Raw genomic sequence first — 7,664 nt, 5'->3', positions numbered from 1 at the left:
AACGTACCCGTATGGGTTATTTTTTTTGCAATTAATTAGTGTTGCACTTGATATTGTAATTTATCTAATAAAAAAAAACAAATGCTATAAATTATTAAAATTTATAGCATTTTCATACTTATTTAGTACTTTCTCTATTAATTATTTTGTAATCTAAAACATATTGATCTTGTTCTAATGGCTTATTATTTAACATTTTTATTAACATTCTCATTGCTACAGAACCCATATCATAGCTTGGTTGTTTTACTGTAGTTATTTTTGGATAGAAATATGATGCAACTGCATTATCATTAAATCCAATTACACTTACATCTTCTGGAACTCTAATGCCTTTTTCTCTTAATGCATTAATTACTCCCATAGCAATTTCGTCTGAAGAGCAAACTACACCATCAAATTTCTTTCCGCTTTCTATGAATTTTTCTACAGCCTTATAGCCACTCTTAACTTTTAAATCCTTGAAGAATTCTAAATCTTCATCTACCTTTAAGCCATTCTCTTCTAATGCTTTTTCGTAACCTACCTGTCTATCTCCCCAAGCATTAACAGAACCTTTATTAAAACCAACAAATGCAATATTCTTTAAACCTTTATCAATTAAACTCTTAGTTGCATTATATGCTGCTTCAACATTGTCAATAATTACACTTGGTAATCTACCTTCTTTATCTCTTGATTCAGCAAGAACTGTTTTTAAATCAAGTTCATTAATTATATCTAGAGTTTCTTCCTCTAAACAAGAACTCATATATATAACACCATCAACCATTTTTTCTTTAAGTACTCTTAAGTAATCTTTTTCTTTATCGTAATCAAAATCTGAGTTACATAATATTACATTGTAATCGTAAATATTTGCAACATCTTCTGCTCCTCTTACTATCTCAGGATAAAATCCACTTGAGATATCAGGAACTAATATTCCAACTGTTTTTGTTCTTTGTGTCTTTAAACTTCTTGCAACTATATTAGGTCTATATCCTAATTTTTTTATTGCATCTAATACTTTTTTCTTTGTATCTTCATTTACAACATCTATATCATTTAATACTCTTGATACCGTAGCTATTGAAACGCCAGCTTCTCTAGCAACATCTTTTATAGAAGTAGCCATATCCAACATCACTCCATTTTCTATTTTAATTATTAATTATACCTTTTTTTCCTATTTAATACAATAAATTTAACCATTTTTTACACTCATTATTTAAACAATTTGCCTATAATACTATTATTTGAAAAAAGGGTAGGAATTATTACTTAATCCCTACCCTTTATAACAAATCCATTAATTATTTTATAACTTCTACATTCATCTTTAAATTTTCGCCATTGATAACTGTATCTGAATAATCAACTTCTTCATTGTAAACTATTTCTTGAGTTAAGGTTTCTTTCTTTATTACTTCTGCATATTTTTTAACAATATCTAATAACATATCATTATCTGCAACATATAACTTAATTTTATCTGCAACCTCAAACCCTTTATCTTTTCTCATATTTTGAATCTTAGAGATCATTTCTCTTACATGACCTTCTTCTCTAAGTTCATCTGTAATATTTGTATCTAAAACAACCCCAATTGAACCTTCACCAGCAAATGCATAACCCTCTAGCCCTTGCATAGTAACTAATAAGTTTTCCTTATTTAATTCAATTTCATTTCCATCAATATTTATAACTACTACTCCACCATTTTGAATAGTTTGAGCTAATTCCATTTGGTTTCTAGCAGCAATTTCTTTTCTTATTGCTGGTATTAACTTACCATAAGCTTTTCCTAATACAGGTAGGTTAGGCTTAATTTCAAAGTTAACATGAGTAGATAGGTCAGCACCAAATTCTACTTCTTTGATATTTAACTCATCAGTTATTATATCATCATAATATCTTGGAAGTGAATCAGTAGAAACAAGCATCTTTGAAAGTGGCTGTCTATTCTTAATATTAGCCCCATTTCTTGCACTTCTTCCAAGCTTAACTATAGTATAAGCTAAGTCCATTTCCTTTTCTAATTCCTTATCAATAGCCTTTTCATCAACTTCTGGCCATTTGCATAAGTGAATACTTTCTTCAGCGTTCTTATCTAATCCAACAACTAAGTTTTGATAGATATTTTCTGTTATAAATGGAACAAATGGAGCTGCAACTTTTATAACTGTAGTTAATACTCTATATAATGTTACATAAGCACCTATCTTGTCATCTGTTAATTCTTGAGTCCAGTATCTTCCTCTATTTCTTCTTACATACCAATTTGATAACTCATCTGTAAAGTCTTCAATAGCTAAAGCAGCTTGAGTTATTTGATATGAATCTAACATAGAATCAACATCTTTAACTAAAGTATTTAATTTAGACATAATCCATTTATCCATTACATTTTCTGATACAAAATCAGAGTATTGTAGAGGATTGAATTGATCTAATTCAGCATATAATACATAGAATGAATAAACATTCCATAATGTTCCCATGAACTTTCTTCCTGCTTCTCCAACGTCATCTACAGAGAATCTTGTAGGTAACCACGGTGCACTTGCAGTATAGAAGTGCCATCTTGTTGCATCAGCACCTTGTGAGTCTAATACAGTAAATGGATCTACAACATTTCCTTTTGATTTTGACATCTTTAAGCCCTTCTTATCAAGAACGTGACCTAAAACTATACAGTTTTCAAATGGATTTCTATCAAATATTGCAGTTGAAATTGCAAGTAAAGTATAGAACCATCCTCTTGTTTGGTCGACAGCTTCTGATATAAATTGAGCTGGGAAGTTTTGATCAAATAATTCTTTATTTTCAAATGGATAGTGTAATTGAGCAAATGGCATTGATCCTGAATCGAACCAGCAGTCAATAACTTCATTAGTTCTTGTCATTTCCTTACCACACTTTTCACATTTTAAATGAACATTATCTATATATGGTTTGTGTAATTCTATATCTTCTGGAACATTGACTCCCTTTTTCTTAAGTTCTTCAATGCTTCCTATACATTCTTTGTGACCACATTCACAATTCCAAATTGGAAGTGGAGTTCCCCAATATCTATCTCTTGAAATACCCCAGTCAATAACATTTTCTAAGAACTTACCAAATCTACCAGTTCTAATGTTATCAGGATACCAGTTGATCTTATTGTTGTTTTCTAATAGCTTATCTCTAAGCTTAGTCATTGCAACAAACCAGCTTTCCTTTGGATAATAAAGAAGTGGTGTGTCACATCTCCAACAATGTGGGTATGAGTGCATGTGTCTTTCAGATTTAAATAGCTTATTGTTTTCTTCTAGCCATTTACAAATGCTTTCATCACATTTCTTAACGAATTTACCAGCCCATGGAGTAACTTCTTCTACGAATCTACCTTCTCTATCAACTAAGTTGATGAAAGTAATTCCATTAGCTTTAGCTACTAAACTATCGTCTTCACCGTATGCTGGAGCTATATGAACTATACCAGTACCATCTGATAAAGTAACATAATCACCATGAATAACTTCAAATGCTTTTCCTTCTACTTTACCAAAAGGCATTAATTGTTCATACTTAGTTCCTAAAAGCTCTTCACCTTTGAACTCTCTAACTATTTCGTATTCTTCACCTAAAACTTTATCAGCTAAATCTTTAGCTAAAACGTAAACTTCATCTCCAACTTTTGCTTCAATATAAGTATAAGCTTTGTTTATACATAAAGCTAAGTTTGAAGGTAATGTCCAAGGAGTTGTTGTCCAAGCTAATATATACTTGTTTTCTTCTCCTACAACTTTAAATTTAGCTATACAAGTTAAGTCCTTAACATCCTTATATCCTTGTGCAACTTCGTGAGAAGATAATGCAGTACCACATCTTGGGCAATATGGCATTACTTTGTGTCCTTCATATAAAAGACCTTTATCCCACATTTGTTTTAATGCCCACCAAACTGATTCAATATATGGATTATGATAAGTAACATATGGATTCTCCATGTCTACCCAATATCCAATTTGGTTAGTCATTTTTTCCCACATACTTACATAAGTAAATACGCTTTCTTTACATTCTTTAACGAACTTTTCAACTCCGTATTCTTCGATTTGCTCTTTACCAGAAATACCAAGTTTCTTTTCTATTTCAAGTTCTACTGGAAGACCATGAGTATCCCATCCAGCTTTTCTTATAACTTTATATCCCTTCATAACCTTGTATCTTGGGATTATATCTTTCATAACTCTTGTTAAAACGTGCCCAACGTGTGGTCTACCATTTGCTGTTGGAGGCCCATCATAGAAAGTGAAATATTCACCATCTTGATTCATATCAAAATTCTTTTTTATAACATTTCTTGCAGTCCAAAGGTTTGCTATTTCTTTTTCAAGTCCAACAAAACCATTTGGTAATTCAACTTTATTGTACATAAGAATTCTCCTTTCTTTACGTTTATCAACTATTAAAATTATTCTCTTAAAGACATATTTTAATCCTATTTTTTATGAAACTCCTTCTCCTATGGTCGAATTAATTCATTACTATGTAACTTCAAGTATCCAATTCAAATTTTGAAGGCTCATTTAAAATAAAAAAAAACTCCATCCCAAAAGGACGAAGATAATTCGCTATACCACCTAAGGTTAATAAACTCATAACTATTCTATGAGCATTATTTCAGATACTTTCATACCTTATCCCTTAACGCGGGCAAACGTGATAACTTAATTGTATAAAACTTTCAGCCTCAAACTCCTAGGTGATTTTCCTCTAATCTTCTTATGATTTCACACCAACCAATCACTCTCTTAAAAGAATAAATCAAAGTACTTATCCTAATCATAGTCTTTAATGAATTCATTATATATTATTAAATATTGATTTGTCAATTGCACCCAAAACTTTATTTTCATTATTCTAATAAGTAAGAAATTAAAGATAAAGATTAAAGATAAATGCTTTTACTTTCCTTAATTATTATTTCTTATTTTTTATGTATTAACTAATTGATGGATAATTATTATTATTTAATATTTATTCTTGACTATTTTAGTATACTATGATTTAATATAGTTGTTGAAACGTATTACTCAAAAATTAGTTTACCTAATAATTAATTTTTGTGTTTCCTAATATCTTTGTATTTTGGAGGATCTATTATGGAAAATAATTTAAATGCTGATATCCTTGATAAAATCACAAAAACTTGTACGTGTAAATCTATATCCAGAGCTAAAATTAAGGAATCCATAAAAAATGGAGCCCATACCGTTGATGAGGTTTCTAAAGATACCGGTGCTTGTACTGGAAGTTGCCATGGCTTTAGATGTAAATCAAAGATAGAAGATTTAATTAGAGATTATTCAAAATAATACCCTGATCCCAAACTCCCCTATAAATTTAACGATTTAAACCACTTACTCTGTAAGTGGTTTTTTTATTATAATTAATATTATTTAATTTTTAATTCTTCCCATAATATATTCATCTTCATATTTTCCATTTCTAATAGCTGCACATTTCCTAGTTCCCTCTATTTCAAAACCAAATGATTTATATAAACTTAAAGCTCTTTTATTATCAGTAAACACCCCTAATTCTAATCTTTTAAGCATTAACCAATTATCTGATAAATCAATAACAGTTGACATAAGCTTTTTGCCAATTCCCTTTCCTTGATAATCCTTATGAACCATTATCCCTATACTTCCACAATGCCTTAACCTAGGATTCTCTGAAACATGTAAACCTATAGTTCCTATTATTTTGCTTTCTTCATTTTCAATTATTTCTGCCACATACATATGCGCATTATTATTTAAGTTGCTTATAAAATTTTTGCTTCTATCTATTCTTTCACTAGTTATTCCTAATATATTTTCTCTAACTCCATCCATGATCCTTAATGCATTAATCCCCTCAGCATCCTCTATTTTTATTGGCCTTATTTTTATATCCATAGTTTTTCCTCCTAACTCTTTATACACTTACTATTCTTTATTAACTCTAACTTCTCCTTTCTCTTTAACTGTTTAATTGCATATTCACGCTTCATAGCTTCTATTTTATCTTCAAACACTTCAAAATAAACTAATTCAACTGGTACTCTCGCTCTTGTATATTTTGCTCCTTTTCCATCAGAGTGTGCCTTTATCCTTTTTTCTAGATTGTTTGTCCACCCCGTATATAAACTATCATCATTACACCTTAATATATAAACATAATTCATATAATACCTCTTTAATATTTCTATATTATTTATAATTATATCTATGACTAACTATATTTTCTATAATTGTTGTTAATACTTAATAACAAAGTACATAACACTAAAGCAATAGTTGTGTTATAATCTTATGAGAATTAACAGAAAAGGAGCAAATAATATTATGGCATGTAAATTTTTCTTACATCAAGGAAAAAACAAAAGAGCTGAACAAGGCCGTCCTTGGATATACATAGATGAAATAAATGAATATGATGGTGATTATGAAAACGGAGATATTGTTGAAGTATATAATCATAAAAACTACTTTATAGGAAAAGGTTATATTAATGATAGAAGTAAAATAACTATCAGAATAATGACTAGAAATATAAATGAAGAAATTGATGAAGCTTTCTTTAAAAGAAGATTTGCTGAAGCATGGGATTATAGAAAAACTGTAATTGACACATCATCTTGCAGATTTATATTTGGAGAAGCTGATTTCTTACCTGGTTTAACAGTTGATAAATTTGAAGATTACTATGTAATTCAAATATCTACTCTAGGAATGGAGCAATATAGAGATTTAATAGTTAAAATACTAGTTGAAGAATATGGTGCTAAAGGTGTTTATGAAAGAAGTGACATAAAAACTAGAGAAATCGAAGGTTTAGAACAAACTAAAGGCTTCTTAACTGAGCCATTTGATACTAATATTCAAATTATCGAAAATGGAGTTAAATACATAGTAGATTTAGAAAATGGTCAAAAAACTGGATTTTTCTTAGATCAGAAAGAAAATAGAGCTGCTATGCATAGAATATGTAAAGGTAAAGATGTTTTAGATTGCTTTACTCATACTGGATCTTTCGCATTAAATGCTGGAATTGCAGGTGCAAAATCAGTTCTTGGAATAGATGTTTCTCAACATGCTATAGATTGTGCTACTAGAAATGCCGAATTAAATAACTTACAAGATACTGTTAAATTTGAATGCCATAATGCATTCCATGTTCTTGGAGATTGGTCAAGAGAAGGAAGACAATATGATGTTGTAATTTTAGATCCTCCTGCCTTTACAAAATCAAGAGGCACAGTAAATTCTGCTATTAGAGGATATAAAGAAATTAACCTTAGAGGTTTAAAGATGGTAAAACCAGGTGGATATTTTGCTACATGTTCATGCTCTCACTACATGAATGAAGAACAATTAAAGAAAACAGTTCTTGAGGCTGCACATGATGCAAGAAGAACTTTAAGACAAATTGAAGTTAGAACTCAAAGTTCAGACCATCCAATCCTTTGGAATTCTGATGAATCATACTACTTAAAATTCTTTATTTTCCAAGTAGTATAAAATTAATTTCAGGTGACAAGTTAAGTTAGAAACTCCTTAGGGAGTTTCTAGGGAGAGTAGATAGATTTGTGTAAAAAACAAATCTATCTACTCTTTTTTTGTATGATTAGTTGGTAGATTTGG

The 7,664-nt window shown here is 29.8% G+C and carries 6 protein-coding genes and 1 other annotated feature; of the genes, 2 read left to right on the top strand and 4 right to left on the bottom strand.

Annotated features, from left to right (window positions below; translation table 11 throughout):
- Positions 1-118: 118 nt before the first annotated feature.
- On the bottom strand, positions 119-1,117 hold the full coding sequence (locus tag ABUA17_RS18030; protein ID WP_042401983.1) for a LacI family DNA-binding transcriptional regulator: 999 nt from the start codon (positions 1,115-1,117) through the stop codon (positions 119-121).
- A 178-nt stretch (positions 1,118-1,295) separates the two neighbouring features.
- On the bottom strand, positions 1,296-4,406 hold the full coding sequence (ileS, locus tag ABUA17_RS18025; RefSeq protein WP_042401986.1) for an isoleucine--tRNA ligase: 3,111 nt from the start codon (positions 4,404-4,406) through the stop codon (positions 1,296-1,298).
- A 177-nt stretch (positions 4,407-4,583) separates the two neighbouring features.
- Positions 4,584-4,828: a binding site (T-box leader), on the bottom strand.
- 307 nt (positions 4,829-5,135) lie between these two features.
- Here ileS and ABUA17_RS18020 point away from each other — a divergent pair.
- The gene (locus ABUA17_RS18020; protein WP_042401988.1) at positions 5,136-5,348 is read left to right on the top strand and encodes a (2Fe-2S)-binding protein; all 213 of its coding nucleotides are present in this window, start codon (positions 5,136-5,138) and stop codon (positions 5,346-5,348) included.
- Positions 5,349-5,432: 84 nt separating this feature from the next.
- Here the strand turns inward: ABUA17_RS18020 and ABUA17_RS18015 are convergent, their stop codons facing one another.
- Positions 5,433-5,936 (bottom strand): GNAT family N-acetyltransferase, encoded by a 504-nt coding sequence (locus ABUA17_RS18015; RefSeq protein ID WP_042401991.1) that lies wholly within the window; start codon positions 5,934-5,936, stop codon positions 5,433-5,435.
- Between the two features lie 11 nt (positions 5,937-5,947).
- Positions 5,948-6,205, bottom strand: coding sequence for a GIY-YIG nuclease family protein (locus ABUA17_RS18010; RefSeq protein ID WP_042401993.1), 258 nt, complete (start codon positions 6,203-6,205; stop codon positions 5,948-5,950).
- A gap of 160 nt (positions 6,206-6,365) precedes the next feature.
- On the opposite strand from ABUA17_RS18010, the gene ABUA17_RS18005 reads away from it, so the two are divergent.
- Positions 6,366-7,541: a class I SAM-dependent rRNA methyltransferase gene (locus tag ABUA17_RS18005; protein ID WP_195951862.1), complete on the top strand. Its 1,176-nt coding sequence runs from the start codon at positions 6,366-6,368 to the stop codon at positions 7,539-7,541.
- Positions 7,542-7,664: the final 123 nt, after the last annotated feature.

Source organism: Clostridium sp. RTP31139st1_H3_RTP31139_211217 (assembly GCF_040227035.1).
Taxonomy (GTDB): domain Bacteria; phylum Bacillota; class Clostridia; order Clostridiales; family Clostridiaceae; genus Clostridium; species Clostridium saudiense.
Note: the sequence above shows the minus strand (reverse complement) of the source record. Positions and strands in the feature narration are given on the sequence as shown.

Bases quoted from the DNA above. Each gene is read 5' to 3' on its own strand.
- ABUA17_RS18005 (WP_195951862.1), top strand. From the start codon at position 6,366: ATGGCATGTAAATTTTTCTTACATCAAGGAAAAAACAAAAGAGCTGAA.
- ABUA17_RS18015 (WP_042401991.1), bottom strand. From the start codon at position 5,936: ATGGATATAAAAATAAGGCCAATAAAAATAGAGGATGCTGAGGGGATT.
- ABUA17_RS18010 (WP_042401993.1), bottom strand. From the start codon at position 6,205: ATGAATTATGTTTATATATTAAGGTGTAATGATGATAGTTTATATACG.
- ABUA17_RS18030 (WP_042401983.1), bottom strand. From the start codon at position 1,117: ATGGCTACTTCTATAAAAGATGTTGCTAGAGAAGCTGGCGTTTCAATA.
- ABUA17_RS18020 (WP_042401988.1), top strand. From the start codon at position 5,136: ATGGAAAATAATTTAAATGCTGATATCCTTGATAAAATCACAAAAACT.
- ileS (WP_042401986.1), bottom strand. From the start codon at position 4,406: ATGTACAATAAAGTTGAATTACCAAATGGTTTTGTTGGACTTGAAAAA.